Consider the following 25,868-nt stretch of genomic DNA (forward strand, 5'->3'; position numbering starts at 1 on the left):
CCACAAAGAGGCTTTGCATCAATGGGATCACCTGCGGATACCACCCCGCGCCTGCTGCCCGGTGAACGGGCCGGGCTGGCGTTATGTTCTGCCTTTCTATTATGGGCCAACTGGGTCACACCGCTATGGGCTGATGATTACTGCCGGACCATGCCGCCCCATCTGGCCACGATCCTGCGCACCGTATGGGGCAATTACAATTTCTGGACCGGACGATGGTTCACCACCTTGGTGACATTCCTGTTCCTTGACCTGCACCATTATGGCTCCCTTGCCGTCTTCGCCGTGCTGAATGCAGGAATCTTCGTTTTTCTGGTCCATGTCACGCTGGGTATGTGCCGCAGTGCCGCAGGCAACCCGCCCGTCCCCTCCGCCCTTTTGGGACTGGCGCAGACCGTTCTGGTGTTTCTCATGCTGTGGTGGCTGCCCCGCACGATTGGCGAGGTCGCATTATGGAAGACCGGCGCAATAGGGTATCTGTGGCCCGTCGCGGGGGAAATCTGGGTACTGGCGCGTATCCTCTCGCGCCGCACGCATATGACTGCGGTGCAGTATGGGGTCGTATTCCTGATCGCGACTTTTCTGGAACCGCTTTCGCTGCTGCTGACGCTGTTTTTGACAGGCACCTGCATCCGGGCCTTCCGGCAGGGGCGTGCGGCGCCATGGGCCCTGCTGTGCAGTCATGCCGCGGGCACGCTGGTACTGGGCATGGCGCCGGGCAATTACGTACGTATGCGCACCATGCCGCCAAGCCCCCTGACCGACCGGCTGGATGGTCTGCTGGGTAATCTGGGCAGCCTGTTTGACCCGTTCTGGTTTCCCTTTGTGCTGCTTGTGGGACTTGGCCTGTTCATGGGCCGCAAGCACCTGCGCTTTCCTGACTGTCTGCGTGGCGGAAAGGGCTGGATGTTCGCGGTCATGGCAATGGCCTATATGGCGTTGCTGCTCATGTTTCCGCGCGCAGCACTGGCGGCACGGCTGTCCTTCCCGGCCAGCGTGTTTCTGGCATGCTACCTGACATGCCTGCTGTTCCAGTGCCCGGCGTTACCGGTCTTTAGCCGGATTACGGAATTATCCTGCATGGGCCTGATCGCCATGCATCTGGCCATTGTCATACCGGACCTGACCCTGCTGGCCCATATCAGCCATGACTGGGTGGCCAGCACGCGCGCGCAGGTCGCGCAGGACCGCCCGGTCGTGCTCCGCCAGATCACCATGGGGCCACGGCACAAGCTGCTTTATGTTCGCAAGGATATCATTTTCGTCGGGATCAATCCCGATCCCCATAATTTCCTGACCGCATGCTTCGCGCAGGCCATGGGGGCATCTTCCGTCAGGGCTGTTCCCTGACGGAAGGAATACAGGCGTTTATTCGCCGTTACCATTGCCGCCGGGCGAGGAAGGCTGCGTCTGGGAACCGCCCTGTGCGGGCGCGCTGTCCTGCTGCTGGTTTTCCCTTGCTTCCTTGCGGGCATGATGGCGGCGCGCCATCCCGGCCGCGCACCCTGCGGCAGCGCCCCCCTTGCCGTGACCGCTGCCAATAAAATGACCGGCCACGCCACCCGCAACGGCTCCCTTTACGCAGCCGCCCGGCTCGGCCTGTGCGGCAAGCGGCAGGGCCATAAGGGTGACAGCGGCGAAGGCAGATACTGTGCGGCAAGAAATCATTTTATATTCCATAAAGTTAGTGTCTGCCGATGTTAACGGCAGGACAGTGCCCGGGTTCCCCCGTTTCGCGCCCACGGGGAATCAAGGGTGTATGGAAGAACGGCAGTCATGCGGGGGAAACGGTTGTCATAACAGGCGGTTTCTTACATCGTACCGGCCTTACGCAACCGGGAAAGAAGCCATGAGCAAAGAACCGACAGACGCCATCCACGCCGCCCTGATCCATGCCGCCGCAACGCTGACCGCCGCGAAGAAGGATGTCATGGAAAAGGCATCCCCCGATGAGATCAAGAAGCACTTCAAGACCTTCCTCCATGCCATCGAAAGTGGCTGGCGCGAGCACGAATCAGCAGACCATCATCATTCCTGATCCGTTTCAGGCATGAAAAAGGGCGGCACCCGGATCGGGTACCGCCCTTTTTTCATACCATCAGCCTTATCGGTGGCCGGTAAAGAACTGGCTCATGTCGCCCTTGGTATTGTGGCCCCATTTGTCCAGCGTCTTGCCGGTATTCTGACCCCAGTTCTTCACGCTATCCCCGGCTTCCGCCGCTTTATGATCGGCCCTGTGGGCCGTGTCGGTAGTGGCATGGCCGGTTTCACGCGCCTTAAGCCTGACCTCGCATTCCGCATGGTCGGTCACGCCGTCGCACGTATCGGCCAGAACCGGTGTCAGCATCGCCACGTTCAGGCCTGCGCCGAACAGCCCCGCCAGAATCACCGTTTTTTTCATCATGCCTTACCGTCCTTTTTTCTGTCTACCGGGGCGCAGGGCGGACTGAACCACCCCACGGCACCGTGTCTGTAACAGGAACGCATAAAGGCAGGCGGGGTTGCCTCAGGCCCCGTTACGGAAGTCCAGCACGATACGACCCTGCACACGACCATGTTCGAGATTGTCGAAAATGGTGTTGATGTTTTCCAGCCTGTCCGTGCTGACCACAGTCGAGACCTTGCCATCCGCAAAGAAGGAAAGTGCTTCGATCATGTCGAGCCGCGTGCCCACAATCGAACCGCGCACGGTGGTGCCATTCATCACCATATCGAAAATGGACAGCGGGAAATCACCCGGCGGCAGGCCGTTGAGCACGATCGTCCCACCACGGCGGGCGTAACCGATGGCCTGCGTGAACGCCTTGTCCGATACTGCCGTCACCAGCACGCCATGCGTGCCGCCGGTATGCTTCTGGATACAGGCGACGGGGTCTTCCTTCAGCGCGTTTACGGTCACGCGCGCGCCCAGCTTGCGGGCTTCGTCCAGCTTTTCATCGCTGATATCGACCGCCGCAACATTCAGCCCCATGGCAACGGCATACTGGATTGCCATCTGCCCCAGACCACCCGCACCGGAAATGGCAACCCATTCCCCTGCCTTCGTGTCGGTCATTTTCAGGCCCTTGTATACCGTAAGCCCGGCGCACAGCACGGGGGCCGTACGGATGGGGTCGATATCCCTGGGCAGATGGGCAACGTAATTCGGGTCGGCCACTACATATTCGGCAAAGCAGCCATTGACGGAATAGCCGGTATCTTCCTGCTTTTCACACAGCGTTTCCCACCCGCCCAGGCAGTGTTCGCAATGTCCGCAGGCCGAGTACAGCCAGGGAACGCCCACCACATCGCCGGTCTTGATCCAGTCCACGTCGGACCCGACCTCAACCACATGGCCGACCCCTTCATGCCCCGGAATAAAGGGCGGGTTGGGCTTGGTCGGCCAGTCACCGCGTGCGGCATGCAGGTCGGTATGGCACACGCCACAGGCATCGACCTTGACCAGTATCTGGTGCGGCCTGATCTGCGGAATGTCCAGTTCCTCGATCGTCAGCGGCTTGCCGAATTCCCGAACGACCGCCGCCTTCATCTTTCCAAGCATCTTGCACCTTCAGTTCCGATATCATGCCCCGGATACAGGGCCACATTACTAATCCACGTCGCCGGAACAGCCATGACAGCCACAGCGGCGGCTCGTTTCCTGCCCGCCAAGTGTCCCATTCCTGCCTGCGCGTCACCTTGATCTACGTCAGGCCCCTGCCCGCGCCCGGCGGGTAGCGGACATGCCATCCAGCCCACGCGCCAGATCGGCGATCAGCAGTTCGCCTGCTTCCAGACCGATATGGAAACGGCATGCGGGCCCGTCCTGCGTGACCGACTGGCACGTGCGCGAAATGCCACCCGTGGTCGGCAGCACAAGGCTTTCATACCCGCCCCATGAGGCACCGATGCCAAACAGCGTAAGGCTGTCGATCATCGCCATAAGGTCCGCCCCGATAAAGGCGGGGTCGAACACCACACCAAACAGCGACGACGCGCCGGTGAAATCCCGTTTCCAGTTCTCATGCCCCGGACATGACGGCAGCGCCGGGTGGAGGACGCGCGCCACCTCCGGTCGGGATTGCAGCCACAGTGCCACGGCGATGGCAGTCGCCGCCTGCCGTTCCTGCCGCACGCCCATGGTGCGCAGCCCGCGCAGGGTCAGCCAGCAGTCATCCGGTCCCGCCGTCTGGCCCGACTGGATGGCGGTATCGCGCAGCAGCCGCCAGTCCGCATCAGACGCCACGGTAACCGCGCCGATGATGGTGTCCGAATGGCCAGCGGGATATTTGGTCAGGGCCTGCACCGATATATGCGCCCCAAGGGCGAACGGGTCGATCAGGCCAATGCCCCATGTATTATCCACGATCAGGCGGGCATCAAGCTGGCGGGCGACGCGACCCAGCATCCGCAGGTCCTGCACCTCGAACGAATGGCTGCCGGGGCTTTCGGCATAAATGACGCGGGTCGTGGGCCGGGCAAGGGCCAGCAGCTCGGATTCGGACGCCAGCGGGGGAAAATAGGTGATCTCCACCCCGAAGCGACGCAGCACCTTTTCGGCAAAACGGCGGGTGGGACCATAGACGGTATCGGACAGCAGGCAGTGATCCCCCGCCCCCAGACAGGCCAGCAGCGGCAGCGCGCAGGCGGCCAGTCCGGAGGGTACGATCTGCGCATGCGCCCCGCCCTCTATTGCAGCAATGACCTGTTCCAGCCGGTGCTGTACCGGGGTACCCATCGCGCCGTAAATCAGTTGCTCATCATCGTAGCGTCGGTGTCCGGCTGCATCCATCGCCTCAAGGCTTGCAAACAGCACTGTGGACCCACGGGTGATCGGGGGATTGACGAAAACGCCCCCGTCCCCTTCCGGCCTGTCGCGCCCAAGCTGGACAAGGCGCGTGGACAGGTCGCGCCAGCCGCGCACCACGCTTTCAAGCAGGGCGGCAGGCACCGTAACGGCGTGATCGGTCATTTCAGGCATCCGTCCTATGCGCCCATGACTATGGGGGAATCCGGGGTGGATGCCCATTCGGCCCATGACCCGTCATAAACGGCAACCTTTTGCGCATCCATGCCCACATTGGCCAGCGCGAGCGCAATCATGCACGCCGTCATGCCACTGCCGCACGAGCAGGTGACGGACGTGCTGCTTTCAACCCCAAGCCGCGCGAAAATATCCCTGAGTGTGTCAGCAGGCAGGAAACGGCCCTTGTCATCCAGCAGTTCGGGATAGGGCAGGCTGCGCGCACCGGGCATATGACCCGACTGTATCCCCGCCCGGGGTTCCGGGTCGCGCCCTTCAAAGCGGTTGCGGCTGCGTGCATCCAGGATCAGCCCCGGCACCCGCCCTTCCACTATATCCAGCACATCGCCCGTCCCCCGCAGGAGGCCGTAGCGCGGGCGGCTGACAAAACGGGCGGGAGCAGTCAGATCCGGCCCGGTTTCCAGCGGCAGGCCAGCACTTTTCCATGCGGGCAGTCCCCCTTCGAGAACCTGCACCCTGTCATGCCCGAACAGGGTGGTCAGCCACCATGCGCGTGCGGCGCACGCCATGCCGTCCTGATCGTAGAAGACGATGCGCCTGTCATTGGCCATGCCGCGTTCGGTCGCCAGCGCCGCAAAGCGGGCCTGCCCCGGAATGGTATGCGGCAGGGGGGAATCCGGGTCGGAAAACTGGTCGATATCAAAACGCACCGCCCCGGCGATATGACCGTTGGCAAAACGCTGCTGCGGGTCGAACGCCTGCCCCGGCAGCGCCATGCTGGCGTCGAGCACAAGGACATTGTCGTGTTGCATGGCCTGCGCCAGATCGGTGGCTGAGATCAGCGGGTGCATACCTTCTCCCGGTCCTTAGGAATTGTCATTTCGCCAACAGGGTGCAGCATAGCGCGCATGAACGAAAGTCCTGAACATTTGTCTTTTGTTTCCACACGCGAGGGGGTACGTCAGCCATATGGTCGAACGTATCATGATGGGCTTGATGCTGGGCGGGATCGCATTTGGCTGCGTCCTGATCCTGTATCCGTTTATGACCGCCCTTCTGTGGGCGGCGATCCTGACCTTTGCCACATGGCCGGTCTTCATGCGGCTGCGGCGCGACATGTCCCTGCTGCCTGCGGCACTGGTCATGACGCTGCTATGCGCGCTGGTTCTGGTGGTGCCACTGGTTATCGTGGTGTCGAGCAGCATTGCCGATGTACCGGCCACCCTGCAGTATCTGGTCGATGCGGTGGGCGCGCTGCACCTGCCGCCGCTGCCCGCGCGGGTTACGCATATTCCGCATTTCGGCCCTGAAATTGCACAGAAATGGCAGAAATGGTCGGTTGACGTCGGCAGCATAGACGAAGTGGTCCGCCCCTATGCCGGGCGGATCGGGCAGTCCGCGCTGCGGGCCATGATGCAGATGGCAAGCGGGCTGGCCCATCTGGCCATGGCGCTATTCATCTCCTTCTTCTTCTGGCTGGGCGGGGATGCGCTGGGCAATACCTTCGTCGCCGTGGTGCGCCGCATTGCGGGCAGCTATGCCGACCGGATACTGGGGATCGTGGGGCGGACCATCCGCGGTACGGTCTACGGTATCCTTGGCACGGCCATCATACAGGGAATCCTGACCGGAATCGGCTTCGCCATCGCCGGGATTTCCAGCCCGGTCCTGCTGGGTGCGATCACCGCCTTCATCGCGGTGCTGCCCATTGGCGCGCCACTGATCTGGATTCCCGCGGCCGTGTTCCTGCTGCTCAGCCATCATCCGGGCTGGGGCATCTTCCTGCTGCTGTATGGCACGATCATCGTTTCCGGCGCGGACCATGTCATCCGCCCCATGTTCATCGCGCGCGGGGCGCAGATGCCCTATCTGCTGACCGTGCTGGGTGTGCTGGGCGGGGTGCTGACATTCGGCGGGCTTGGCATTTTTCTTGGCCCCGTCCTGATCGGCGTGGGCTATACCCTGACTGCCGAATTCGCGGCGGGTGATCCCCGGTTGAAAGACCCCATCCCAGACGAAATACGCGAGCCGTTTACCGAACCATGATCCTAGCCCGTCCCTATCTCCGCCTTTCGTCCACCCCGCCGCTACACGGTGCGGTGCCACGACCTGAACTGACCCCGCCCAGACGTGAGGACGGTGCGCTCAAGATCGTAAGCTGGAACCTGCTGCGCCGCATCGGGGCCACCGCGCGCGACGTGATCGACCTGATCCGCGCCGAACGGCCCGACCTGCTGCTGATGCAGGAAGCCACGGTGGAAATCGATGCGCTGCCCACGCTGATTGGCGGCCACTACGCCCGCGCGCCACTGCCCGGACGCATCCATGGTCTGGCGTGCTGGAGTCCATGGCCCTTCGCACGCCAGCCGCTGGCCTGCACCCTGCCCGCTGGCACCGTGTTCCGCCGTGTAGCGCAGGTGGTGGAATGTCGTTCGCTGGTGGTGGCCAATGTCCACCTGTCCCACGGGCAGCTTCTGAACCGGCGGCAGTTGCGCCGCGTGGTACAGCTTCTGCCGCATCAGGCCGCCATACTGGGGGATTTCAATCAGGTAGGCCCGGCCCTGATCCGTCATTTTCAGGATGTCGGACCACGCGCGCCCACGCACCGCATGGCCGACATGCTGCCCATCAGGCTGGACCGCTGCCTTGTACGCGGCCTGACCTGCACCGAGCGGCATGTGATCGAAAACTATGCCTCCGATCACCGGCCCATATCGGTCATGCTGCGCCCGTCGGGCGACCGGCGCTAGAGATACGGCAGAAAAAGCCGGGCCGCCGCATCCCGCAGCTTACGCGGGAAGGAACGCCGGTCCAGATCATGATGTGTCAGGCGCACGTGCCGGTGGATGCTGATGAAATCATCAATCGAACCGGCCAGCGCATCATCATAGGATTCGAGGTTGATCTCGAAATTGAGGCGCAGGCTGCGCACATCAAGGTTGGAACTGCCCACGAACGACCAGTGCCGGTCAACCACCATAAGCTTGGAATGATTGAAGGGCGGTCGCGCCAGCCATATACGGCATCCCGAATCCAGAAAACGCGGCAGGTTGGCTGAACGTGCCCAGTCCAGCAGCGTATGATTGCTGTGCCACGGCACCACGATATCCACTTCGATCCCACGCAGGGACGCCAGCGCCAGTTCGGTCAGGAACCGGTCATCAGGCAGGAAATAGGGTGTCATGAGCCGGACGTTGTGCCGTGCCAGCGCAATGGCCTGCAACATCGTATATTCGATTTTTTCCAGATCCAGATCCGGCCCTGCGGTAACGATGCGGCTTAATGTCGGTCCGTGGCTGGCTTGGGGCGGGAAGAAGATATCGGCCCGCAGTTCTTCGCCGCGCGTAAAGGACCAGTCCCGCGCGAAGGCTTCGCTCAACTGGTGAACCACCGGCCCCGCCAGTTCAAAATGCGTATCCGACACCAGATGCCGGGGATGGGAGGAGGCGATGTTTTCCTCCCCTATGTTCAACCCGCCCATGAAACCCGTGCTGCCATCCACCACCAGTATTTTCTTGTGGTCGCGCATGTTGATGAACGGCATGCGCCACGGCAGCATGGAATGCATGAACCGCCCGACCGGCACCCCGGCACGCCGCAATATGCGTTCCACGCCGCAATGGAAGTAACCAGACCCCACCCCATCCACCAGCACCCGCACCTGCACGCCGCGCCTGTGGGCTGCAATCAGCGCATCACAGAACTGCCGACCGATCCGGTCGGCACGAAAGATGTAGGAACACAGCAGCACGCTGCGTTGCGCGCCATTGATGGTGGCAAGCATGCGGGGATAGACCGTATCGCCATCATGCATCGGGATAACCGCATTGCCGCTGAGCAGCGGGCGGCCAGTCAGTTTGCCCACCATGGAGGCCAGAGGCGCGAATACGCCCTCCTCCTCCCTGCGCCATTGCGATGACGTGGTGCGGCTATGCCACGGGTGCTGCCCCACCAGACGGCGGGCGCGACGATGCACGCGGTTGATGCCGAACATGGAATACAGTGCGCCACCGGTCAGCGGCATGAGCACCGTTACGCCAATCCACCCGATCGAAGCCCCGACATCACGCTTGGTCAGCAGGACATGGACCATCACCACGGCGATAATGCACACGCGAACCACAAGCAGGGAAAAATCCCATATGGTGAGGGAATGAAAGATCATGTCACATATCCTGCCACGGCCGCGCATCGATACCCGGCCCTGAAACCTGTTATCCGGCTTTCCATACCTTATCTGCCGGATATTCCCCACCCGCGCCACCGCACGGAATGGATGGCGTGAGCCGCAATGGCGATGGCGGCCTTCCCACACCCCGTCAACGGCGGGGCAGACGGGCCTTTGCCGATGGCATGGCGGCGGAACAGGCCGCAATAGCAGCCCTGCGCATGGCGGGATGGGAAATCCTGCTGCATCGCGCGCGCACCCGTTGGGGTGAAATCGATCTTGTGGCGCTGCGTGGGGGATGTCTTGTGTTTATCGAAGTCAAGGCCCGCCCATCCCTGCTGGCCGCGGGGGAAGCCATCCGCCCGTCACAGGTCACGCGCATCATGAATGCGGCGCAGTTCCTGTGCGCGGCCAATCCGCACTGGGTTTATGACAGCGTCCGCTTCGATGTGTGTGCGGTACTGCCGGGCAATGTCATTGAATGGATACCGGACGCCTTCCGGCAGTTCTGATGAACTGCCCGGATCAGGTACGATGCCGGGCCGGCGCCGTGTGGGTATGACGGGAAGATGCTGCCGCATGCGGATGGTAGACGATGCTATGCACCATCGTATGTCGCGTTGTAGCGGCAGAGCCATGGTGTGCTGCCAGCACGACCGGCGCATGTCCACCCGAGCGGGTAGTGGTGTGATAGACCACATGGCGTACCGGCGGCGGCGGCGCGATCAGCGCGCCGAGTGTAAGGCGGTCGGCCTCGCTTTCCGTCACGGCGTGGGTCCGTGCGTGGGCCGGGGTAGTGATGCTTCCGATCAGACCTGCGCCAAGCAGCAGCATAGTAGCAAAACGCAAGTCGCCGTATCGCATTCGGCCCATCTCCAGATTTTCAAACCAAGAGGAAGCTAGGCGAAAGACTGCCGTCTACGCAAGCGATGTTATGACCAAAATACAAAACGGGCGGAACATTTCTGTCCCGCCCGTCCGGTATCGTGCCGTGCTGCCCTGATATCAGGCAGTCGCGGTCGCGATGCCCTTCTCGGTCAGCAGCTTTTCAAGCTCGCCGGTCTGGTACATCTCGGTCACGATGTCGCAGCCACCAATGAACTCGCCCTTGATGTAAAGCTGCGGCACGGTCGGCCAGTTGGAGAATTCCTTGATGCCCTGACGCAGTTCCGGATCTTCCAGAACGTTCGCGGTCTTGAAGGGCACACCCATGTGCTTGAGCACCTGCACCACGCGCGCGGAAAAACCGCACTGCGGGAAGGTGGCGTCACCCTTCATGTAGAGCATGACGGGATTCGCGTCGATCTGCGCCTGAATGCGCTGTGCGATTGTTTCGGCCATGATTTGGTTTCCTGGTTTGGGAATGGATAATGATCCGTTCAGGCTCAGTCCGGGGTCTGTGTCTGCAATGCCAGCGCATGAAGCTTGCCGCCCATGTGCCCCTGCAATGCATCATAGACAAGCTGATGCTGCCGCACGCGCGTCAGGCCGCGGAACGCGGCACTGACAACGCGGCAGGCATAATGGTCCCCATCGCCCGCCAGATCGTCAATCGTAATCTTCGCATCCGGCAGGGCTTCACGGATATAGGTCTCGATTTCCTGCGCCGTCATTGCCATCTGGCTTTAAACTCCTGCCCTATCGGTCCATCAGTCGCGGAAAGAATTCGGTATGAACCGCAACCAGACGTGCCTTGGATATTGTGGAACCATTGGGCAATGTCAAACCCTCGCCCCCTGAACGGCCCAGCCTGCGGCATGGAACACCCGCTGCAGCCGCCAGATCGGCCAGTGCCTGCCCGTCGCGCACCGCCACGATGTAACGGGACTGGTCCTCACCAAACCAGAACGCTTCGGGCCGCATGCCCGATTGCGGGCTTTCCAGCACGCAACCCGCCTGCCCGGCCATGACCATTTCCGCCACGGCAACCAGAATACCGCCATCAGCCACGTCATGACAGGCGATAACAGTGCCGTTCTGGATCAGGCCGCGCACGAAATCGCCATTGCGCCGTTCCGCTGCAAGGTCAAGCGTGGGCGGTTCGCCATCCTGGCTGCCCAGTATCTCACGCAGCCAGATCGACTGGCCAAGCTGGCCCTTCGTCTCGCCCAGCAGCATGATGTCGCAGCCATCGGGCATTTCCAGACCGACCGCCGTGCGCACGTCCTCCAGCACGCCAAGGCCACCAATGGCCGGGGTCGGCAGAATGGACTGGGACGTGCCGTCCGGCGCACGCGTCTCGTTATAAAGCGAGACATTGCCACTGACGACGGGGAAATCCAGCGCGCGGCACGCATCACCCATACCGGCGATGGCATCGACAAACTGGCCCATCACTTCCGGCTTTTCAGGTGAGCCGAAGTTCAGGTTGTCCGTTACCGCCAGCGGGCGCGCACCCGTCGCGGTAATGTTGCGCCATGCCTCCGCCACGGCCTGCGCGCCACCAAGGCGTGCGTCGGCGCGGCAGTAACGCGGGGTGCAGTCCGTGGTCAGCGCAAGGCCCAGATCGGTGTCTTCCACCTTGACGATGGCGGCATCGGCGGCACCCGGCCTGCGCACCGTCTGGCCGCCAACCGTGCTGTCATACTGGTTGTACACCCAGGCACGCGACGCCAGATCCGGACAGCCGATCAGCCGGATCAGCGCCTGTTCGATACCTACCGGGTCGATGATCGGCTCCATCGGCTGCGGCTTCTGCGCCGGTGCCGTCGGACGGTGATAGACCGGGGCCTGATCGGCCAGCGGCGCCAGCGGAATCTCTGCCTCGATCTCGCCCTTGTGCCGGATCACGATGTTGCCGGTATCGGTCAGATGGCCGATGACCGCGAAATCCAGTTCCCATTTATCGAAAATGGCGCGCGCCTGTTCCGTGCGGTCGGGACGCAGCACGATCAGCATGCGTTCCTGACTTTCGGACAGCATCATTTCATATGCCGTCATCCCGCGCTCGCGCTGGGGCACGTTATCAAGGTCAAGGTCGATGCCGACACCACCCTTGCCCGCCATTTCGACGGAGGATGAGGTCAGGCCCGCAGCACCCATGTCCTGAATGGCCACGATCGCATCGGTCGCCATCAGTTCAAGGCAGGCTTCGATCAGCAGCTTTTCGACAAACGGGTCCCCCACCTGCACGGTGGGACGCTTGGCCAGCGCGTCTTCATCAAATTCCGACGAGGACATGGTCGCACCATGAATCCCGTCACGCCCGGTTTTCGAACCGACATAGATGACAGGATTGCCGATTCCCGCCGCCGCCGACAGGAAGATGCGGTCCTGCCGTGCAACACCGACCGTCATGGCGTTAACCAGCGGATTGCCGTCATAGGCCGGGTGGAAATTGATTTCCCCGCCCACGGTCGGCACGCCGACGCAGTTGCCATAACCACCCACGCCACGCACCACGCCATCAACGATGCGGCGGGTCTGCGGGTTATTGGGATCGCCAAAACGCAGGGCGTTCAGGTTGGCGACAGGCCGCGCGCCCATGGTGAACACGTCACGCAGGATGCCGCCCACGCCGGTCGCCGCCCCCTGATAGGGTTCGATGAAGGAGGGGTGGTTATGGCTTTCCATCTTGAAGATGGCAGCCAGTCCCTGCCCGATATCGACCACGCCCGCATTTTCACCGGGACCGTGGATGACCCACGGGGCCTTTGTCGGCAGGGTTTTGAGGAACGCACGCGACGATTTGTACGAACAGTGCTCGGACCACATGACCGAGAAAATGCCCAGTTCCGTAAACGTGGGCGTGCGGCCCATGATCGACAGGACGTTGCCGTATTCTTCCGCCGTCAGGCCGAATTCGCGGGCCAGCGCCTCATCAACGGGCCGTTGTGCCTTTGCGCTCATCCGACCAGTGCCTCCACAAGCCCCGTAAACAGGGGTTTACCATCCTCGCCGCCCATCAGCGGATCAACCAGATCCTCCGGATGGGGCATCATGCCGCAGATACGCAGGTTTTCGCTGAACACACCCGCAATGGCGTTCATCGAGCCATTGGGATTGAGCTGCGGATCCCCCGCGTCCATCCGTCCATTTTCCGCCACGTAGCGGAAGGCCACGCGACCGCTGTCTTCCAGCGCGCGGATGGTTTCGGCCTCGGCAATGTAATTGCCATCGCCATGCGCCATGGGGGTACGGAACACGTCGCCTTTGGCCCAATGGCGGGTAAACGGCGTATCGTCACGCTCGACGCGCAGGAAGCAGTCCTGCGACAGAAAACGCAGCGCCGCGTTACGCAGCAACGCACCGGGCAGAAGCTGCGCTTCCGTCAGGATCTGGAAACCGTTGCACACGCCAAGGATATGCCCGCCCCTGTTCGCGTATTCGCGTATGGCCGTCATGATCGGGGCATGGGCCGCCATCGCGCCACAGCGCAGGTAGTCGCCATAGCTGAAGCCACCGGGCAGGACCACAAGGTCCACCCCGGCGGGCAGCGCGGTATCACGGTGCCATACCATAACGGGGGCTTGCCCGGTCACACCACGCAGCGCGATCGCCATGTCGCGTTCGCGGTTGGTGCCGGGGAAAACTACAATCGCCGCCTTCATTTGCTGCCGCCGCAGGGATAGGATTCGTGCAGTGCGGTGAACACGACCTCGCCCGCCGGGCGGCTCAGCCCGTCGCGATGGTCCTTCATCCAGCTTACGACCTTGCCGCGCATGTCCGCGATCGGTGTTGCAGGCGCGATACAGAAGGCCGCGACATCCTTGGTGTCCTTTTCGGCATTCCGCTCGAACAGGTGCGCCAGGGCCGCGGAATCCGCGATGCCGGAAATGTAGGCATCACATACACCAGCGCTCGCGGCCTTGGTGCACAGCGATCCAAGCTGCGTGCCATCCAGCCGCGACACCCGCTGGGCGTACGCCTGCGCCACCGGCATGCTCGCTGCCATGGCGCAGGCCAGGGCAAGAAGGCGGGCGGTTTTCATCCAATGACCTCCGTCACGAAGTCCTCGATCACAAGGTTGGCCAGCAGCGCGCGCGCCATGGCGTCGGCCTGCGCGCGGGCGCGTTCACGATCGGTCTCGTCCACTTCCAGCTCGATCACGCGGCCTATACGGACTTCCCCCACATTGCCGAAATCCAGCACATGCAGCGCATGTTCCACGGCCTTGCCCTGCGGGTCGAGCACGCCTTCCTTCAGCATGACGGTCACGCGTACCTTCATTGCATTACCTCCGGTCCCTTCATGTCGGAATTCGTGGCCTCGGGCAGGATACCCAGGCGCATCGCAACTTCCTGATATGCTTCTTCAACCTTGCCCATGTCCTTGCGGAAACGGTCCTTGTCCAGCTTTTCGCTGGTCTTGGCATCCCACAGGCGGCAGTTATCGGGCGAGATTTCGTCAGCCAGAACGATACGCATGTTGTCGCCCTCGAACAGGCGGCCGAATTCCAGCTTGAAATCGACAAGGATGATGCCGATGCCCATGAACAGGCCGCACAGGAAGTCGTTCACGCGCATGCTCAGCGCCACGATGTCTTCCATGTCATGCGGGCAGGCCCAGCCGAAGGCGGTGATGTGTTCCTCACTCACCATCGGGTCGTTCAGGGCGTCGTTCTTGTAATAGTATTCGATGATCGGACGCGGCAGGCGCGTGCCTTCCTGAATGCCCAGCCGCTGTGTCAGGCTGCCTGCGGCCACGTTGCGCACCACGACTTCCAGCGGGATGATCTCGACTTCACGGATCAGTTGCTCGCGCATGTTCAGGCGGCGGATGAAGTGGGTGGGAATCCCGATATCATGCAGTCGCAGCATCAGGTGTTCGCTGATACGGTTGTTCAGCACACCCTTGCCGGTGATGATGCCCTTTTTCGCGCCGTTGCCGGCGCTGGCGTCATCCTTGAAATACTGCACGAGGGTCCCGGGTTCGGGACCCTCGAAAAGGATTTTGGCTTTTCCTTCGTAAAGCTGACGGCGGCGGCCCATACTCGTCCTTCACATAACGCTGCGGGGACGGGCCGGGAGCGGCCCCTCCCCTGATCTGTAGGATCTGCTGTCGGCATGATCCCGAATGATGCGCATGCCATAGCAGCGATCCGGTCGGGAAGATACCATTTACCTTGCCTGCGCGCCCGATGCGTCAAGATCGACCGGGCTGTAGCCCACCCGGTCGGGTGCGCCCGCGGCAAAAAACCATGACCGGCGGCTGTCCACCGCCACACCGATGGCCGACGAACTGCATGTGCCGAAACCCGAACGCGGGGGAATGTTGATCTCGCTGCCCGCCGGTAGCGAACGGTCGGCCAGCAGGGTGGTCCACTGCGTCCATTCCGGCGGCACCGGGCGCGCGGCGGCGCGGAAACGCGGCAGGTGGCGGTGGATGCGCGGCATGGCCATGTCATCGGGATCGGTCGTGGCGACCATATGCACGCCCGGTTCAAGCCCTTCCACCTGCGGCTGGCCGTAGCCCGGCCCCCGGATGAAAAAGGCGTCCGTCCGGTCCGCCACGATCATGTTGAACGATCGCCATGCCCCGGCGTCGATCTGGCCGATATGGGCCACGGCTTCCCGCGCGGTGGAAAAGCGCCCCGCCATGAGGGGAAGCGCCCCGCGCGAGTTCTTGCCCGGCGCGGGGCCAAGACTGCCCACGCGGTTCATGATCCCCGCGACCACACCTGCATCATTAAGGGTCAGCCAGGACCCACCGGCGACCTCGTCCTGCCCGCCGATGACATCGGGCTGGTCGGCCCAGTGCCGTGCGGGCGGCAGCCATGGCCGGTCGAGACGTTCATCACGATTGGCCGCCAGCAGTAGCGGCCATTCCTGCTGTGGATCGTGGGAGATGACGACTGTGCACACGCCTCGGTATCCTGTGCTGTTGTTCCCTATCCGCAGGCGGGATCAGGTCCGCGCGGGGCCTGTCTCGCCAAAGACGCGGGTATAGGTATGGTCGATCATGCGCAGGTGGGATGCGCTGTCCATGGCGGCGTCCAGAACCTCCGGCGCGACGCGTCCGGCCACTTCCGGGTCCGCAGCAAGGTTCTCACGGAAGGTCCGGCCATCCTTGTGGCCCAGCCGGGTCCATGTCGCCATCGCGTTACGCTGGACGATACGGTAGGCATCCTCGCGCAGGATGCCCGCACGCGCAAGCGCCAGCAACACTTCGCCCGAATGCACCACCCCGCCAAGGCTGTCGATATTGGCCTGCATCTGCTCGGGATAGACCACCAGCTTTTCCATCATGCCCGCAAGGCGCATGAGGGCGAAATCAAGGCCGATCGTGCCATCGGGGCAGATGTTACGCTCGACGGAGGAATGGCTGATGTCGCGTTCATGCCACAGCGCCACGTTCTCCAGCGCAGGAATGACGTGCGAACGCACAAGGCGCGCCAGACCCGTCAGGTTTTCCGACAGCACAGGGTTGCGCTTGTGCGGCATGGCCGACGAGCCCTTCTGCCCCTTGTGGAAGAATTCTTCCGCTTCGCGCACTTCGGAACGCTGAAGGTGACGCACTTCGGTCGCCAGACGCTCGATCCCGCTGGCGATCACGGCCAGTGCGCAGAAATAGGCGGCATGCCGGTCGCGCGGGATGACCTGCGTGGAGACATCCTCGGGCTTGAGCCCGAGTTTTTCCGCCACATATTCCTCAACGCGCGGGTCGATATGGGCATAGGTGCCCACCGCGCCCGAAATGGCGCAGACCGCGATTTCGGCACGCGCGCGGACCAGCCGTTCGCGGTTGCGGGCGAATTCGGCATAATGGCCCGCAAGCTTCAGACCGAACGATGTCGGTTCGGCATGGATGGCGTGGCTGCGGCCGATGGTCAGGGTATGCTTGTGTTCAAACGCACGCCGCTTCAGCGCCGCCAGCACGGCATCGACATCTTCCAGAAGCAGGTCCGTCGCCTGCACCATCTGCACCGACAGGCAGGTATCGAGTACGTCGGACGATGTCATGCCCAGATGCACGAAACGGCTGTCCGGTCCGATCTTTTCAGCAAGCCATGTCAGGAACGCGATGACATCGTGACGGGTTTCGGCCTCGATCTCGTCAATACGGTCCAGATCGGCCTGCGAAAAGGCGGCCATGGCGGCATCGCCCTTCGTGCGGATGGTCCGGGCGGATTCGGCGGGAATCGCGCCATATTCCGCCATCGCCTCGCAGGCCAGGGCCTCGATTTCGAACCAGATGCGGTAGCGGTTCTCAGGGGACCAGATGGCGGCCATGACGGGGCGGGTATAGCGCGGTACCATGTTCTCAGGCTTCCTCACGTAGCGACACAATCGGGATCAGGCCGCTTTCCTACCCAATTCTGTTGCGTGCGTCTCCCTTAATTCACGTCCGATCCATCATGAAGGCGATCAGGGGGCGACATCATCTGTCATGACAGGTGTGATTGCATCATGGGCGCACACAACGGCATAAAGCGGTTATAACGCACCGCGCGCTGCCCACGGGCATGCCCCTACAGGATCGTATCTGCTCCATGTCCGCTATTTTTTCGCCGTCTTCGCTTTATGCGCTGGCCCAGGTTATCCTGATTGACGTGACACTCGCGGGCGATAACGCGATCGTGGTGGGGCTGGCGGTGCGTAACCTGCCGCACCGTTCGCGGCGAATCGCCATCCTGTGCGGGATACTGGGGGCTGCAGTCATACGGATCGGGCTGGCGCTGGTCGCCGTCAGGCTGCTGGCCATTATCGGGCTGACGCTGGCGGGCGGCCTGCTGCTGCTGTGGGTGTGCTGGCGCATGTATCGGGAAATGCGCGGTGATGCCGTAGAGAACGATGCAGCCCCCGCCCCCGGATCGCTGCGCAATGCCATCATCCGCATCATGGTGGCCGACCTGTCCATGAGCCTTGATAACGTTCTGGCGGTAGCCGGGGCCGCGGGCGAACATATGGGCGTGCTGGTCACGGGGCTGGTCATATCGGTCGTGCTGATGGCAGTTGCGGCATCCCTGATCGCGCGCCTGCTGGAACGGTATCGCTGGATTTCGTGGATCGGGCTGCTGGTTGTGCTGGTTGTGGCGATCGAACTCATCATCAAGGGCGGTGGCGAGGTCTGGACCCATATCGGGGGCGCCGCATGACGAGTACACGCGCCAGCCATCGTCTGGGCATTGCGACGGGGCTGGCGCTGTCCGGCCTGCTGGCGCTGCCTTCCCCTGCCGCATCATCCCTGCCGCCTGCGGTGAAGGCAGAAAACTGGCCCACCCCAGCGCAGGCCGCGACCGGCAATGCGGATGATGACCCGATTGCCGCGAAGCTGGTGGTCTACCTGCGCCTGCTTTCCCCGGTGGGGGGAAGTTCCGATGAATACGCGACCTTCCTGCACGAAAATGCCGCCTGGCCACAGCGCCCCACCCTGCTGGCACGGTTTCAGCAGACCCTTGCAGCCGAGCCGGATGACGTCACGGCGGGGCGGTTGTGCGGTGTCCTGCCGCTGAAGGATGTGCATGCGCTGCTGCGCTGCAACAGTGCATCTCCCCGCCCGGCGAAGCTGGATGACTGGGCGCGTGATACATGGATACACCGCGCCGACAGCCCGACCGACGCGCAGGCGATGCTGGCGGCCTTCGGCAGCGCTTTCACGCCGGAGGACCACTGGCAGCGCTTCGACCGGCAGGAACGCGCGGGACAGGTCGAAGCCGCGACCCGGCAGGCCCCCCTGCTGAACCCGGCGCAGCAACCCATTGCCCGCGCGCGCATCGCCTTCCGCCGCAATGATCCGCAGGCGGAAACGACACTGGCCCTGCTACCGCCTGAACAGCAGGCTGATGCGGCATTATTGCTGGACCGCCTGCGCTGGCTGCACCATGCACAGCGGCTGGATGATGCGCTGGCCCTGTGGCGCGCACGGGGCATCGAGACGGAACAGCATGCAACCGGCGGCGCCGCAGCCGCATTCTGGCGCGAACGTGACGGGCTGGCCCGCGACCTGCTTCAGGCCCGCAGGCCACAGGACGCCCTGCTCATCGCCAACGACACGGCGGATATCGGCGCGGCCAACCATTTTGACGCCCTGTTCCTGACCGGCTGGATCAGGCTCGAATACCTGCATGACGCCGAACACGCACAGGCTGACTTCACCCCGCTGGCGCAGGCGGTTCCCGTCATTACCCGCAGCCGGGGGCAGTTCTGGCTGGGACGCGCGTTATGGGCCTGTGGCCGGCATGAACCCGCGCGGACCCAATGGACGCACGCGGCGGAACTTGCCAATACCTTCTACGGGCAGATGGCGATTGAATGGCTGGCGGGCAACCGGATGAACCAGTTGCTGGTTCCCGATCAGGCGGGCCGCCAGATCCGCGCGCACCTGCTGCGCGAAAAGGAACCCAGCCCCACCGTAGCCGATGCCGTGCGGTTCGATACGACGGAACTGGCGCGCGCGGCGGAAATTCTGGCGGCATGGGGTGACGGGCATCATGCGCGTGATTTCATCCTGGCCCTTGATGCGCAGGGCACGGATGCGATGACGCATGTGCTGGCCGCACGCATGGCGACACGGCTGAACGTGCCGGATGCCGCGGTCATGATCGCCCGTCTGGCCGGACGCGACGGGCTGACGCTGATACGCGAAGGCTGGCCCCGCCCCTACACCCCGCCTACAAGCATCCTGCCTGCGGATGTGGAACTGGCCGTGGCGCGGCAGGAAAGCGGGTTTGACCCTGCGGTGGTCAGCCCGGCCCATGCTATCGGCCTCATGCAGCTTCTGGTGTCCACGGCACGCGACGTTGCGCGCAAGGTCGGCATGACGGATGTGCCGGTCAGTGCTGCCACCCTGACCGATCCGCAACTGAACATGCGGCTGGGTGCCGCCTATCTGGCGGATATAGCCCAGCGCGTGGGGGGAGCCGTTCCTTACGTTGCGGCGGCCTATAATGCCGGGCCGCACCGCACGGACAACTGGCTGCTGACACTGGGCAACCCGGCGCGCGATACGCCTGTGCCCGATGCCCTGCTGGACTGGATCGAAAGCATTCCTTTCGGGGAAACACGCAATTACGTTGAAAGGGTGGAGGAGAACATGGCCATTTATCAGGCAACCGACCCCGCACTGGCGCAGGACTGATGGCGGTGTCCCCTGCCCGCCTGATTGCCAGCTTCGGGGGCTGCGGCTTTGCCCCGCGTGCGCCGGGCACGGTGGGATCATTCGCGGCCATGGTTGTGGGTGTCCCCCTGCTGGGACAATGGACATGGATGGCGCTGGCCATCATTGCCTGCACCCTGATCGGCTACCGGGCCACGGCACTGGTATCCAATGGGGAAGATCACGGCTGGATCGTGATTGATGAAGTCGTGGGCATGTGGCTGGCGATGTTCCCGCTGGCGCCCCTGCCCGTTTCCGCCCTGCGCTGGGTGGATGTGCTGTGGCTGCTGCTGGCCTTCGCCCTGTTCCGCCTGTTCGATATCACCAAGCCCGGTCCCGTAGGTTGGTTCGACCGGCGGCATGATGCGCTCGGCATCATGGGGGATGATGTCGTGGCCGGGATCATGGCCGCCATCATCCTGACAGGCATCCGTTATCTGGCCTGACGCGTTACCGCCACAGCGAAGGAGAATGTGACGGATGTTACCTGATACATTTCTTGCCCGTATGCCCGATGCCCTGATGCGGCTGCGCACTGCGGGCCGCCGCATTGTCACGGCGGAAAGCTGCACGGGCGGACTGCTGGCCGCATCGCTGACCCATGCCGCCGGATCGTCCGATGTGGTGGCGGGCGGTTTCGTCACCTATTCCAACAGCATGAAACACCATACGCTGGGCGTATCCCTCGGCCTGCTGGAACGCCACGGCGCCGTAAGCCGGGAGGTCGCCGCCGCCATGGCACAGGGCGCCCTTGCGCATGCGCCCGATGCCAATATGGCCGTGTCCATCACCGGCATTGCCGGACCGGGTGGCGCCGTGCCGGACAAACCGGTGGGACTGGTCTGGTTTGGTACGGCGTGCGGGGGACAGGTGGACACGGTTTCCCATGTATTTGCAGGCACCCGCACCGAAATCCGCGCGCAGGCCGTCCGCATCGCCCTTTCGCTGCTGCTTGACCATGCGGACCGGCTGAATACGGGATAAACGGCAGCACTGCATTACAGGAAAGCTTTAGGCACGCTGCCGCAATACTGACAGGAAGAGCCGCCTTCCTGCCACGGATGGGACGATCAGTATGCGGAAACCGTGCTACCTGTTTCCGGCACGCGGATGGGGCTGGCGGTTTCGCCTGTTCCCGCCGCCTGTACCGGATGGCCGGGGGCGGCTACCGGCGGGGCAGCAGACGCGGCCTGCGGGGGAAGTGAGGCGCGGGCTTTCTGCAGGCTCTGTGCATTCAGGTCCGCCGTTTCGGCATCACTGCCGGGGGCGGGATGATGGGCTGCCGGCGCAGCACTGGCAAGCGATGTCATGCCCAGCAGCATGCAGCCTGCCATGGCGGAAATGAATTTTTTCATGATGAGGTTTCCCAATCCGGACTGACGGTTTGAGGGGATCAGGCATTACCGGCTTTTGCCGTGCCGATCGGCGGCGGAGCCGGCGTTGCGGGCTGGCCGTAAATATCCCGCGCACGGCGGATAAAGGCCGAAACCATGAGACGCACGGCTTCATTGAAGACAACGCCGATCGCCGCCTGCAACAGGCGGGAACGGAATTCGAAATCCACAAAGAAATCAACCAGACATCCACGCGCATCGGGCGTGAACGTCCATACATTGTTCAGATAGCGGAAAGGCCCTTTTTCGTAGCTGACCCGTATCGTGCTGGGTGCTTCAAGCAGGACGCGGCTGGTAAATGTCTCCCGAAACGGACCAAACCCTATGGTCAGGTCCGCAACCAGTTCGGTGCTGGTGCGCGTACGAACCCGCGCGTTGGTACACCACGGCAGAAACTGTGGGTATTTCCCGACGTCGGCCACCAGATCAAAAAGCTGATCGGGGGAATAGGCAATAAGCCGACGTTCGGCATGGGTGGGCATCAGTTACTCTCCATCGCGCCACGCTCTGTCCGCAGGCGGTGTTCACGTGCGGCGCGCAGTTCCGCAAAATCAGAATCCGCATGATACGATGACCGGGTCAGTGGCGAGGCACTGACCTGAAGAAAGCCCTTTACGCGCGCGATCGTCGCGTAATCAGCGAATTCATCCGGCGTAACGAACCGGGCCACCGCGGCATGCTTGACCGTAGGCTGGAGATATTGCCCCAGAGTGATGAAATCAACGTCCGCAATACGCAGATCATCCATGACCTGCGAGATTTCGGTCCGTTCTTCGCCCAAGCCGAGCATCAGTCCTGACTTCGTGAAGATGGACGGGTCCATCCGCTTCACATCATCCAGAAGGCGCAGCGACTGGTAATAGCGCGCACCAGGGCGGATCGTGGGATACAGCCGGGGCACGGTTTCCAGATTATGGTTGAACACATCGGGCCGCGCACGGACCACAACCTCCAGCGCGCCGGGCTTGCGCAGGAAATCAGGCGTCAGGATCTCGACCGTCGTATCCGGCGCGCTGGCACGCAGGGCACCAATCACCCGTGCGAAATGATGTGCGCCACCATCGGCCAGATCATCGCGGTCAACGGAAGTGATAACGACATGCCGCAGCCCCAGACGGGCCACCGCATCCGCCACGCGCTCGGGTTCATCGGCATCAAGCGCATTGGGCATGCCGGTCGTGACATTGCAGAATGCGCAGGCCCGCGTGCAGATTTCCCCCATGATCATCATGGTCGCATGACGCTGGGACCAGCATTCCCCGATATTGGGGCATGCCGCTTCCTCGCATACCGTGACAAGCTTGTTGTCACGCATGAGTTTGCGCGTTTCATGATAGGTGGGGTGATTGGGCGCGCGCACCCGTATCCAGTCGGGCTTGCGCGCGATGGGATTGTCAGGCTTGTGCGCCTTTTCTGGATGGCGAAGGGGCGTGTCCCCCTTCTTCCGGTGGTCGATCATCACACGCACAGACATGTACCAGGTCCCCGCAAACAGGCAGATAAGCACAAGTGTAACGCCAGCCCCACCGCGTCAAGCGTTCTTGCCCGCTTCCCCGCGTGACGGGATCACAACCGCACGATCAGGTACCGCGTGATCCTGCCCCGCCGCAGGCAGCGTTAGATATGCAGCGCCCCGTCATACGCCGCCAGCACGGCTTCGTGCATGGTTTCCGATATGGTGGGATGCGCGAAAACGGTTTCCTTGAGTTCGGCATCCGTCAGTTCACCCGTGCGGGCGATCACGTATCCCTGAATCATCTCGGTCACTTCCGGCCCGACCATATGGGCACCCAGCAGTTCGCCCGTCGCCTCATCGAAAATGGTCTTCACCAGCCCTTCCGGCTCACCCATCGCAATGGCCTTGCCGTTACCAATGAAGGGGAAGCGCCCGACACGGATCTTGTGACCAGCCGCCTTTGCGCGTTCTTCCGTCATCCCGACCGACGCCACCTGCGGACGGCAGTAGGTGCAGCCGGGAATGTTCAGCGGGCTGATCGGGTGGACCGTGCGGCCCGCGATCTGTTCGGCCACCATCACGCCTTCATGGCTGGCCTTGTGGGCAAGCCATGGCGGGGATGCGATATCACCGATGGCGTAAACACCCTTTTCACCCGTGCGGCAGTAGGGATCGACCTTGATGTGGGTCCGGTCGACTTCGATCGCCGTGCCCTCAAGCCCGATATTCTCGACATTGCCGACAATGCCCACAGCCGAGATCACGCGCTCCACCACAACGGACTGCGTTTTTCCCCCGGCGGTGACCTCCACCGTCACGCTGTCCCCATCCTTGCCAATCCGGCCCAGTTTCGCACCGGTCAGGATTTTCATGCCCTGCTTTTCCAAGGCCTTGCGGGCGAAGGTGCTGATTTCGGCATCTTCCACCGGCAGGATGCGGTCGGCCACTTCCACAATCGTGACCTCCGCCCCCATGTTCCGGTAAAAGGACGCGAATTCTACCCCGATTGCCCCCGACCCGATCACCAGCAGGCTGCCCGGCAGTTCGGTGGGCACCATGGCCTCGCGGTAGGACCAGACAAGCCTGCCATCAGGTTCCAGTCCGGGCAGCACACGCGCCCGCGCGCCCGTAGCCAGAATCACGTTCGGGGCGGTCAGAATGGTTTCCCCGCCATCACTGGTGACGGAAACCTTGCGCAATGTGCCCTGCGTGCCTGCAAGCCGGCCGAAGCCGTTGACGACGGTCACGCCATTCTTTTTCAGCAGATGGCTGACACCGGCGGAAAGCTGCGCCGAAACCTTGCGCGAACGCTTGACCACCTTGGTAAAGTCAAAGCGCACGTTATCGGCGGCAAAGCCGAATTCATCCAGATTATGCAGCAGGTGATTGATTTCCGACGCGCGCAGCAGCGCCTTGGTCGGAATGCAGCCCCAGTTCAGACAGATGCCGCCAAGCTGCGCGGTTTCGACCACTGCGGCCTTCAGCCCAAGCTGGGCGGCGCGGATGGCCGCGACATAACCGCCGGGACCACCGCCAATAACAATGACATCAAATTGCGTGGTGCTCATTGGACCGCTTCCTCAGACCACAAGGCTCATGGGGTTTTCCACCACGGCGCGGAAGGCCGAAACCCATTCCGCCGCCAGCGCGCCATCCACCACCCGGTGATCGACCGACAGGGTAACCGTCATGACCGTAGCGATCGTAATCTGGTCGCCCTTCACCACCGCCCTGCGTTCGGCTGCGGCAATGGCCAGTATGGCGGCCTGCGGCGGGTTGATGATGGCCGAGAACGCCTTGACCCCGTACATCCCCATATTGGAGATGGAGAAGGTGCCCCCCTGAAATTCCTCCGGCTTCAGCTTGCCCGCCCGCGCGCGGGAGACAAGATCGCGCGTTTCGGTGCTGATCTGCCGCAGGCTCTTGGTATCGGCCTTACGCACGATAGGGGTAATCAGCCCATCGGGAATGGAGACGGCCACGGAAATATCCACGTCGTCATAAACCAGAACCGCATCGTCCGTGTACGATACATTGACCTTCGGCACCCGACGCAGCGTAACGGCGACTGCCTTGATGAGCATATCATTGACGGAAATCTTGTACGCACCCGGTCCGTCCGCAGGGGATGCCGCGTTCATCTGGCTGCGCAGCGCCATGAGCGCATCAAGCTGCACATCCATTTCCACATAGAAATGCGGAATGGTGGATTTCGCTTCCGTCAGACGGCGGGCGATCACCTTGCGCATGGTGGAATGGGGCACCTTCGCGTAACCCGTGCCCGCAGCTTCCGCCACTGCGGCAGGGGATGCGGCTTTCGGTGTCGCGGCCGGGGTCTGCCCGGCCTGCTCCACATCACGGCGCACGATGCGGCCGTTGGGGCCGCTTCCCTTCAGGGTGGACAGATCAACCCCTTTCTGCGCCGCGATACGGCGGGCCAGCGGCGAGGCGAAAACACGCTTTCCACTGGACGCAGCGGGGGCAGCAGACGGAGCCACCGCAGGGGCTGGAGCCGCAGCCGGGGCGACCACGGGTGCCACGGGTGCCTGCGCTGCCGGGGGCGTGGCAGAAGCCGCCGAGATGTCCGGCACGCTTTCACCCTCGGCCACCAGAATGGCGATGGGCGTATTGACCGCGATGCCTTCCGTCCCTTCCGGGGTCAGGATACGGCCCAGCACGCCTTCATCCACGGCCTCGACTTCCATCGTGGCCTTGTCCGTCTCGATTTCGGCAATCACGTCACCGGATGCGATGGTGTCGCCTTCCGTCTTGAGCCAGCGGGCCAGCTTGCCTTCCTTCATGGTGGGCGAAAGCGCGGGCATCAGGATGTTGATGGACATCGTGCGTTTC

30 protein-coding genes are annotated in these 25,868 nt (G+C 62.8%); 9 read left to right on the plus strand and 21 right to left on the minus strand.

From position 1 onward, the window contains the following. Positions 1 to 21: 21 nt before the first annotated feature. Positions 22 to 1,350: a DUF6056 family protein gene (locus ACBR42_RS12650; RefSeq protein ID WP_371208252.1), complete on the plus strand. Its 1,329-nt coding sequence runs from the start codon at positions 22 to 24 to the stop codon at positions 1,348 to 1,350. Between the two features lie 18 nt (positions 1,351 to 1,368). Here the strand turns inward: ACBR42_RS12650 and ACBR42_RS12655 are convergent, their stop codons facing one another. Beyond that, on the minus strand, positions 1,369 to 1,668 hold the full coding sequence (locus ACBR42_RS12655; RefSeq protein WP_371208253.1) for a hypothetical protein: 300 nt from the start codon (positions 1,666 to 1,668) through the stop codon (positions 1,369 to 1,371). A 181-nt stretch (positions 1,669 to 1,849) separates the two neighbouring features. Between ACBR42_RS12655 and ACBR42_RS12660 the strand changes: the two genes are divergently transcribed. After that, positions 1,850 to 2,038, plus strand: a complete 189-nt coding sequence (locus ACBR42_RS12660; RefSeq protein WP_102323435.1) for a hypothetical protein — start codon at positions 1,850 to 1,852, stop codon at positions 2,036 to 2,038. Between the two features lie 66 nt (positions 2,039 to 2,104). Here ACBR42_RS12660 and ACBR42_RS12665 read toward each other — a convergent pair whose 3' ends face one another. The 4 genes from ACBR42_RS12665 to ACBR42_RS12680 all read right to left on the minus strand — a co-directional run bounded on the left by ACBR42_RS12665 (position 2,105) and on the right by ACBR42_RS12680 (position 5,814). Next, a complete protein-coding gene (locus ACBR42_RS12665; protein ID WP_243705315.1) occupies positions 2,105 to 2,404 on the minus strand; it encodes a hypothetical protein in 300 nt (99 codons plus the stop codon). A 102-nt stretch (positions 2,405 to 2,506) separates the two neighbouring features. After that, entirely contained in the window at positions 2,507 to 3,541 is a 1,035-nt protein-coding gene (gene adhP, locus ACBR42_RS12670) for an alcohol dehydrogenase AdhP (protein WP_110548043.1), read from the minus strand. A gap of 147 nt (positions 3,542 to 3,688) precedes the next feature. Continuing rightward, complete coding sequence (gene metC / locus ACBR42_RS12675; protein ID WP_371208254.1) at positions 3,689 to 4,951, minus strand: cystathionine beta-lyase; 1,263 nt, start codon at positions 4,949 to 4,951, stop codon at positions 3,689 to 3,691. A gap of 14 nt (positions 4,952 to 4,965) precedes the next feature. Continuing rightward, entirely contained in the window at positions 4,966 to 5,814 is an 849-nt protein-coding gene (locus ACBR42_RS12680; protein ID WP_371208255.1) for a sulfurtransferase, read from the minus strand. A gap of 118 nt (positions 5,815 to 5,932) precedes the next feature. Here ACBR42_RS12680 and ACBR42_RS12685 point away from each other — a divergent pair, with 118 nt between their 5' ends. Both ACBR42_RS12685 and ACBR42_RS12690 read left to right on the plus strand, forming a co-directional pair. Further along, positions 5,933 to 7,009: an AI-2E family transporter gene (locus ACBR42_RS12685; protein WP_102323431.1), complete on the plus strand. Its 1,077-nt coding sequence runs from the start codon at positions 5,933 to 5,935 to the stop codon at positions 7,007 to 7,009. After that, positions 7,006 to 7,713 (plus strand): endonuclease/exonuclease/phosphatase family protein, encoded by a 708-nt coding sequence (locus ACBR42_RS12690; RefSeq protein ID WP_102323430.1) that lies wholly within the window; start codon positions 7,006 to 7,008, stop codon positions 7,711 to 7,713. The genes ACBR42_RS12685 and ACBR42_RS12690 overlap by 4 nt, the downstream gene beginning before the upstream one ends. Here ACBR42_RS12690 and ACBR42_RS12695 read toward each other — a convergent pair. Beyond that, positions 7,710 to 9,128: a phospholipase D-like domain-containing protein gene (locus ACBR42_RS12695; RefSeq protein ID WP_102323429.1), complete on the minus strand. Its 1,419-nt coding sequence runs from the start codon at positions 9,126 to 9,128 to the stop codon at positions 7,710 to 7,712. The genes ACBR42_RS12690 and ACBR42_RS12695 overlap by 4 nt on opposite strands. Before the next feature lie 188 nt (positions 9,129 to 9,316). Between ACBR42_RS12695 and ACBR42_RS12700 the strand changes: the two genes are divergently transcribed. After that, entirely contained in the window at positions 9,317 to 9,643 is a 327-nt protein-coding gene (locus ACBR42_RS12700; RefSeq protein WP_371208275.1) for a YraN family protein, read from the plus strand. A 13-nt stretch (positions 9,644 to 9,656) separates the two neighbouring features. Here the strand turns inward: ACBR42_RS12700 and ACBR42_RS12705 are convergent, their stop codons facing one another. The 10 genes from ACBR42_RS12705 to purB all read right to left on the minus strand — a co-directional run bounded on the left by ACBR42_RS12705 (position 9,657) and on the right by purB (position 17,329). Continuing rightward, positions 9,657 to 9,995, minus strand: a complete 339-nt coding sequence (locus tag ACBR42_RS12705) for a hypothetical protein (protein WP_174234110.1) — start codon at positions 9,993 to 9,995, stop codon at positions 9,657 to 9,659. Positions 9,996 to 10,136: 141 nt separating this feature from the next. Continuing rightward, positions 10,137 to 10,472, minus strand: a complete 336-nt coding sequence (gene grxD / locus ACBR42_RS12710; RefSeq protein WP_102323427.1) for a Grx4 family monothiol glutaredoxin — start codon at positions 10,470 to 10,472, stop codon at positions 10,137 to 10,139. Positions 10,473 to 10,516: 44 nt separating this feature from the next. Beyond that, the gene (locus ACBR42_RS12715; RefSeq protein ID WP_102323426.1) at positions 10,517 to 10,750 is read right to left on the minus strand and encodes a BolA family protein; all 234 of its coding nucleotides are present in this window, start codon (positions 10,748 to 10,750) and stop codon (positions 10,517 to 10,519) included. Positions 10,751 to 10,769: 19 nt separating this feature from the next. Beyond that, the gene (gene purL / locus ACBR42_RS12720; protein WP_110548036.1) at positions 10,770 to 12,980 is read right to left on the minus strand and encodes a phosphoribosylformylglycinamidine synthase subunit PurL; all 2,211 of its coding nucleotides are present in this window, start codon (positions 12,978 to 12,980) and stop codon (positions 10,770 to 10,772) included. Then, a complete protein-coding gene (gene purQ / locus ACBR42_RS12725; protein WP_102323424.1) occupies positions 12,977 to 13,681 on the minus strand; it encodes a phosphoribosylformylglycinamidine synthase subunit PurQ in 705 nt (234 codons plus the stop codon). Before purQ ends, purL begins: the two co-directional genes overlap by 4 nt. Continuing rightward, positions 13,678 to 14,061 carry a Rap1a/Tai family immunity protein gene (locus ACBR42_RS12730; RefSeq protein WP_102323423.1) on the minus strand — a complete coding sequence of 128 codons (384 nt, stop codon included), beginning with the start codon at positions 14,059 to 14,061 and terminating at the stop codon, positions 13,678 to 13,680. The genes purQ and ACBR42_RS12730 overlap by 4 nt, the downstream gene beginning before the upstream one ends. After that, complete coding sequence (purS, locus tag ACBR42_RS12735) at positions 14,058 to 14,300, minus strand: phosphoribosylformylglycinamidine synthase subunit PurS (RefSeq protein WP_102323422.1); 243 nt, start codon at positions 14,298 to 14,300, stop codon at positions 14,058 to 14,060. Before purS ends, ACBR42_RS12730 begins: the two co-directional genes overlap by 4 nt. Continuing rightward, complete coding sequence (gene purC / locus ACBR42_RS12740) at positions 14,297 to 15,061, minus strand: phosphoribosylaminoimidazolesuccinocarboxamide synthase (protein ID WP_102323421.1); 765 nt, start codon at positions 15,059 to 15,061, stop codon at positions 14,297 to 14,299. The genes purS and purC overlap by 4 nt, the downstream gene beginning before the upstream one ends. A 129-nt stretch (positions 15,062 to 15,190) precedes the next feature. After that, positions 15,191 to 15,934: an NRDE family protein gene (locus ACBR42_RS12745; RefSeq protein WP_102323420.1), complete on the minus strand. Its 744-nt coding sequence runs from the start codon at positions 15,932 to 15,934 to the stop codon at positions 15,191 to 15,193. Positions 15,935 to 15,976: 42 nt separating this feature from the next. Further along, the gene (gene purB, locus ACBR42_RS12750) at positions 15,977 to 17,329 is read right to left on the minus strand and encodes an adenylosuccinate lyase (RefSeq protein WP_102323419.1); all 1,353 of its coding nucleotides are present in this window, start codon (positions 17,327 to 17,329) and stop codon (positions 15,977 to 15,979) included. A 233-nt stretch (positions 17,330 to 17,562) separates the two neighbouring features. Here purB and ACBR42_RS12755 point away from each other — a divergent pair, with 233 nt between their 5' ends. Genes ACBR42_RS12755 through ACBR42_RS12770 form a run of 4 tightly spaced genes read left to right on the plus strand, consistent with a single transcriptional unit; the run spans position 17,563 to position 21,152 of the window. Then, positions 17,563 to 18,168, plus strand: coding sequence for a YjbE family putative metal transport protein (locus tag ACBR42_RS12755; RefSeq protein WP_102323418.1), 606 nt, complete (start codon positions 17,563 to 17,565; stop codon positions 18,166 to 18,168). Then, positions 18,165 to 20,150 carry a transglycosylase SLT domain-containing protein gene (locus ACBR42_RS12760; protein WP_371208256.1) on the plus strand — a complete coding sequence of 662 codons (1,986 nt, stop codon included), beginning with the start codon at positions 18,165 to 18,167 and terminating at the stop codon, positions 20,148 to 20,150. Before ACBR42_RS12755 ends, ACBR42_RS12760 begins: the two co-directional genes overlap by 4 nt. Positions 20,151 to 20,155: 5 nt before the next feature. Continuing rightward, on the plus strand, positions 20,156 to 20,614 hold the full coding sequence (locus ACBR42_RS12765; RefSeq protein ID WP_371208276.1) for a phosphatidylglycerophosphatase A: 459 nt from the start codon (positions 20,156 to 20,158) through the stop codon (positions 20,612 to 20,614). Positions 20,615 to 20,648: 34 nt separating this feature from the next. Next, positions 20,649 to 21,152 (plus strand): CinA family protein, encoded by a 504-nt coding sequence (locus ACBR42_RS12770; protein WP_371208257.1) that lies wholly within the window; start codon positions 20,649 to 20,651, stop codon positions 21,150 to 21,152. An 86-nt stretch (positions 21,153 to 21,238) separates the two neighbouring features. On the opposite strand, the gene ACBR42_RS12775 is transcribed toward ACBR42_RS12770, so the two are convergent. From ACBR42_RS12775 to ACBR42_RS12795, 5 genes are all read right to left on the minus strand, one after another. Beyond that, complete coding sequence (locus ACBR42_RS12775; RefSeq protein ID WP_371208258.1) at positions 21,239 to 21,523, minus strand: hypothetical protein; 285 nt, start codon at positions 21,521 to 21,523, stop codon at positions 21,239 to 21,241. Between the two features lie 38 nt (positions 21,524 to 21,561). After that, the gene (locus ACBR42_RS12780; RefSeq protein WP_102323414.1) at positions 21,562 to 22,044 is read right to left on the minus strand and encodes a type II toxin-antitoxin system RatA family toxin; all 483 of its coding nucleotides are present in this window, start codon (positions 22,042 to 22,044) and stop codon (positions 21,562 to 21,564) included. Next, the gene (gene lipA, locus ACBR42_RS12785; RefSeq protein WP_371208259.1) at positions 22,044 to 23,036 is read right to left on the minus strand and encodes a lipoyl synthase; all 993 of its coding nucleotides are present in this window, start codon (positions 23,034 to 23,036) and stop codon (positions 22,044 to 22,046) included. The genes ACBR42_RS12780 and lipA overlap by 1 nt, the downstream gene beginning before the upstream one ends. A 143-nt stretch (positions 23,037 to 23,179) precedes the next feature. After that, positions 23,180 to 24,586 (minus strand): dihydrolipoyl dehydrogenase, encoded by a 1,407-nt coding sequence (lpdA, locus tag ACBR42_RS12790; protein WP_371208260.1) that lies wholly within the window; start codon positions 24,584 to 24,586, stop codon positions 23,180 to 23,182. A gap of 12 nt (positions 24,587 to 24,598) precedes the next feature. Next, on the minus strand, positions 24,599 to 25,858 hold the full coding sequence (locus tag ACBR42_RS12795; RefSeq protein ID WP_371208261.1) for a pyruvate dehydrogenase complex dihydrolipoamide acetyltransferase: 1,260 nt from the start codon (positions 25,856 to 25,858) through the stop codon (positions 24,599 to 24,601). Positions 25,859 to 25,868 lie beyond the last annotated feature (10 nt).

The sequence above is a fragment of the Komagataeibacter sp. SM21 genome (assembly GCF_041402665.1).
GTDB classification, from domain to species: Bacteria; Pseudomonadota; Alphaproteobacteria; order Acetobacterales; family Acetobacteraceae; genus Komagataeibacter; species Komagataeibacter saccharivorans.

Coding starts and splice junctions, on each gene's coding strand:
- ACBR42_RS12650 (WP_371208252.1), top strand. CDS start 22: ATGGGATCACCTGCGGATACCACCCCGCGCCTGCTGCCCGGTGAACGG.
- ACBR42_RS12655 (WP_371208253.1), bottom strand. CDS start 1,668: ATGATTTCTTGCCGCACAGTATCTGCCTTCGCCGCTGTCACCCTTATG.
- ACBR42_RS12660 (WP_102323435.1), top strand. CDS start 1,850: ATGAGCAAAGAACCGACAGACGCCATCCACGCCGCCCTGATCCATGCC.
- ACBR42_RS12665 (WP_243705315.1), bottom strand. CDS start 2,404: ATGATGAAAAAAACGGTGATTCTGGCGGGGCTGTTCGGCGCAGGCCTG.
- adhP (WP_110548043.1), bottom strand. CDS start 3,541: ATGCTTGGAAAGATGAAGGCGGCGGTCGTTCGGGAATTCGGCAAGCCG.
- metC (WP_371208254.1), bottom strand. CDS start 4,951: ATGACCGATCACGCCGTTACGGTGCCTGCCGCCCTGCTTGAAAGCGTG.
- ACBR42_RS12680 (WP_371208255.1), bottom strand. CDS start 5,814: ATGCACCCGCTGATCTCAGCCACCGATCTGGCGCAGGCCATGCAACAC.
- ACBR42_RS12685 (WP_102323431.1), top strand. CDS start 5,933: ATGGTCGAACGTATCATGATGGGCTTGATGCTGGGCGGGATCGCATTT.
- ACBR42_RS12690 (WP_102323430.1), top strand. CDS start 7,006: ATGATCCTAGCCCGTCCCTATCTCCGCCTTTCGTCCACCCCGCCGCTA.
- ACBR42_RS12695 (WP_102323429.1), bottom strand. CDS start 9,128: ATGATCTTTCATTCCCTCACCATATGGGATTTTTCCCTGCTTGTGGTT.
- ACBR42_RS12700 (WP_371208275.1), top strand. CDS start 9,317: ATGGCGGCGGAACAGGCCGCAATAGCAGCCCTGCGCATGGCGGGATGG.
- ACBR42_RS12705 (WP_174234110.1), bottom strand. CDS start 9,995: ATGCGATACGGCGACTTGCGTTTTGCTACTATGCTGCTGCTTGGCGCA.
- grxD (WP_102323427.1), bottom strand. CDS start 10,472: ATGGCCGAAACAATCGCACAGCGCATTCAGGCGCAGATCGACGCGAAT.
- ACBR42_RS12715 (WP_102323426.1), bottom strand. CDS start 10,750: ATGGCAATGACGGCGCAGGAAATCGAGACCTATATCCGTGAAGCCCTG.
- purL (WP_110548036.1), bottom strand. CDS start 12,980: ATGAGCGCAAAGGCACAACGGCCCGTTGATGAGGCGCTGGCCCGCGAA.
- purQ (WP_102323424.1), bottom strand. CDS start 13,681: ATGAAGGCGGCGATTGTAGTTTTCCCCGGCACCAACCGCGAACGCGAC.
- ACBR42_RS12730 (WP_102323423.1), bottom strand. CDS start 14,061: ATGAAAACCGCCCGCCTTCTTGCCCTGGCCTGCGCCATGGCAGCGAGC.
- purS (WP_102323422.1), bottom strand. CDS start 14,300: ATGAAGGTACGCGTGACCGTCATGCTGAAGGAAGGCGTGCTCGACCCG.
- purC (WP_102323421.1), bottom strand. CDS start 15,061: ATGGGCCGCCGCCGTCAGCTTTACGAAGGAAAAGCCAAAATCCTTTTC.
- purB (WP_102323419.1), bottom strand. CDS start 17,329: ATGGTACCGCGCTATACCCGCCCCGTCATGGCCGCCATCTGGTCCCCT.
- ACBR42_RS12755 (WP_102323418.1), top strand. CDS start 17,563: ATGTCCGCTATTTTTTCGCCGTCTTCGCTTTATGCGCTGGCCCAGGTT.
- ACBR42_RS12760 (WP_371208256.1), top strand. CDS start 18,165: ATGACGAGTACACGCGCCAGCCATCGTCTGGGCATTGCGACGGGGCTG.
- ACBR42_RS12770 (WP_371208257.1), top strand. CDS start 20,649: ATGTTACCTGATACATTTCTTGCCCGTATGCCCGATGCCCTGATGCGG.
- ACBR42_RS12775 (WP_371208258.1), bottom strand. CDS start 21,523: ATGAAAAAATTCATTTCCGCCATGGCAGGCTGCATGCTGCTGGGCATG.
- ACBR42_RS12780 (WP_102323414.1), bottom strand. CDS start 22,044: ATGCCCACCCATGCCGAACGTCGGCTTATTGCCTATTCCCCCGATCAG.
- lipA (WP_371208259.1), bottom strand. CDS start 23,036: ATGTCTGTGCGTGTGATGATCGACCACCGGAAGAAGGGGGACACGCCC.
- lpdA (WP_371208260.1), bottom strand. CDS start 24,586: ATGAGCACCACGCAATTTGATGTCATTGTTATTGGCGGTGGTCCCGGC.
- ACBR42_RS12795 (WP_371208261.1), bottom strand. CDS start 25,858: ATGTCCATCAACATCCTGATGCCCGCGCTTTCGCCCACCATGAAGGAA.